The 1,959-nt window shown below is 75.0% G+C and carries 2 protein-coding genes; both read left to right on the top strand.

All coding sequences use genetic code 11. The features are described 5' to 3' along the window. Nucleotides 1-106: 106 nt before the first annotated feature. Entirely contained in the window at nucleotides 107-967 is an 861-nt protein-coding gene (gene uppS / locus ACG2DA_RS22605) for a polyprenyl diphosphate synthase (protein ID WP_395258933.1), read from the top strand. Beyond that, complete coding sequence (locus ACG2DA_RS22600) at nucleotides 967-1,929, top strand: phosphatidate cytidylyltransferase (protein WP_395258931.1); 963 nt, start codon at nucleotides 967-969, stop codon at nucleotides 1,927-1,929. Before uppS ends, ACG2DA_RS22600 begins: the two co-directional genes overlap by 1 nt. Nucleotides 1,930-1,959: the final 30 nt, after the last annotated feature.

Here is a 1,959-nt window from a genome sequence, read left to right as displayed (position 1 = left end):
GCTGCCCCCTCACCCCCGACCCCTCTCCCCCAAAAGGGGGGCGAGGGGGGAATGGACGGGCCGCCGGTTTGCCGCCGCCCGCTCCGGCGGCCACACTTCGACCCGCATGTCCGACCCCGCCCCCCGCTCCGCCGAACCGCGCGCCGCCGAACCCTACAGCGACGCCGACCTCGCCCGGCTCGGGTTGAGCCGGGAACGGTTGCCGGTGCACGTGGCGGCGATCATGGACGGCAACGGCCGCTGGGCCGTCGGGAAGGGCCGCCCCCGGCACGAGGGCCACGCCGCCGGGGCGAAGGCCGCCGACCGCATCGTCGAGGAGTGCGCCAGGCTCGGGATCGAACAACTCACGCTCTACTGCTTCAGCCGAGAGAACTGGAAGCGGCCGGCGACGGAGTTCGAGTTCCTCATGGCCCTGCTGAAGCGGTACGCCGTCGAGCAGCGCCCCAACGTGGAGCGGCACGGCCTGCGGTTCGAGACGATCGGCCGCCGCGACGGCCTGCCCGCCGACGTGATGGCGGAGGTCGACCGCACCATCGAACTCGCCAAGCCCAACCGGGGGATGCGGCTCTGCCTGGCGCTGGACTACGGCAGCCGGGACGAGATCGCCCGGGCCGCCCGCAAAATCGCGGACGACGTCGCCGCCGGCGGGCTCCGGCCGGAGGACGTGACCGAAGACGCCTTCGCCGCCCGCCTCGACACCGCCGGCTGGCCGGACCCGGACCTCGTGCTGCGGACCGCCGGCGAGTACCGCGTGAGCAACTTCCTGCTCTGGCAGATCAGCTACGCGGAGCTGGCGATCAGCGAGAAACCCTGGCCGGACTTCGGCCCGGAGGACCTGCACGCCGCCCTGCGAAGCTTCGCCGCCCGCGACCGCCGCTTCGGCGGGTTGAACGACCCGTCCCCGGTCCCCGGCGAATCGGCCCCGGCCGAGGACGCCTCCTCCCCTGACGGCGCGGCGGGGGCCTGATGCTGGGACGACTGCTCTCCGCGGCGATTCTGATCCCGGGGTTCCTGGGGCTCTGCTGGCTGGACCACCGGGCCGGAGCGACGGCGCCGGCGCTGTTCGTCGCCCTGCTGGCGATCGGCTGGAAGGCGACCGCGGAGTTGGTCCGCCTGTTCCCCCCGCCGGCCGCCCCCCCGGCGCCGGAGCCGGGCGACGAGGAGGACACCCCGGCGGACTACTGGGCCGACCCGAAGGCCGCCCGGCCGTCGCTGTTGGCGGCGGGGCTGGGGGTGACGTTCGCCCTGCTGGGGGCGTGGCTCCCGCACTGGCTCGTCTCCGCCGGCGATCCCGTGCTGCCGCCGACGAACCCGCTGACCGGGTTGGGCGGGGTGACGATCGGCGTGGCGGCGGGGCTGCTGTTGGTCGCCGTCCGCCGGGTGCTGCGGTTCGACCGCCCCGGCGGGCACGCGGAGGGCCTCGCCGCGGAGGCGTTTGGCCTGCTGTACGTCGGCGGGTTGCTGGCGGTCACCGCTCAACTCCGTTGGGTGGGAGGGGGCGACGCGGGGTATCTGGCGATCGGCAGCCTGATCGCCGCGGCGAAATGCGGGGACACCGGCGCCTACTTCACCGGGCGGGCGTTCGGCAAACGGAAGCTGATCCCGCGGGTCTCCCCCGGCAAGACATGGGCCGGCGCCGTGGGGGCGCTGGTCTGGGCCGCGGTCGGCACGACGCTCTGGCTGTGGCTGGCCGGGCCGTCCTTCGGCCGGGGCGAGCCGGACCTGCTGCGGGCGATCGTCTTCGGCGCCGCGGTGGGGTTGGCCGGGCTGTTCGGCGACCTGGTGGAGAGCGTGCTGAAGCGGGACGCCGGCGTGAAGGACTCCGGCACGCTGCTCCCGGGGATGGGCGGCGTCCTGGACGTCCTCGACTCCCTGCTGCTCGCCGGTCCGGTCGCGGCGCTGCTGTGGAGCCTCTGGCCGCCGGCGTAGCGGCGGACGGGCCGCGGTCCGTCCGCCGCT

This window comes from Alienimonas sp. DA493 (genome assembly GCF_043951915.1).
Classification (GTDB): domain Bacteria; phylum Planctomycetota; class Planctomycetia; order Planctomycetales; family Planctomycetaceae; genus Alienimonas.
This window is presented reverse-complemented; position numbering and strand designations above follow the sequence as displayed.

Bases quoted from the DNA above. Each gene is read 5' to 3' on its own strand.
- uppS (WP_395258933.1), top strand. From the start codon at position 107: ATGTCCGACCCCGCCCCCCGCTCCGCCGAACCGCGCGCCGCCGAACCC.
- ACG2DA_RS22600 (WP_395258931.1), top strand. From the start codon at position 967: ATGCTGGGACGACTGCTCTCCGCGGCGATTCTGATCCCGGGGTTCCTG.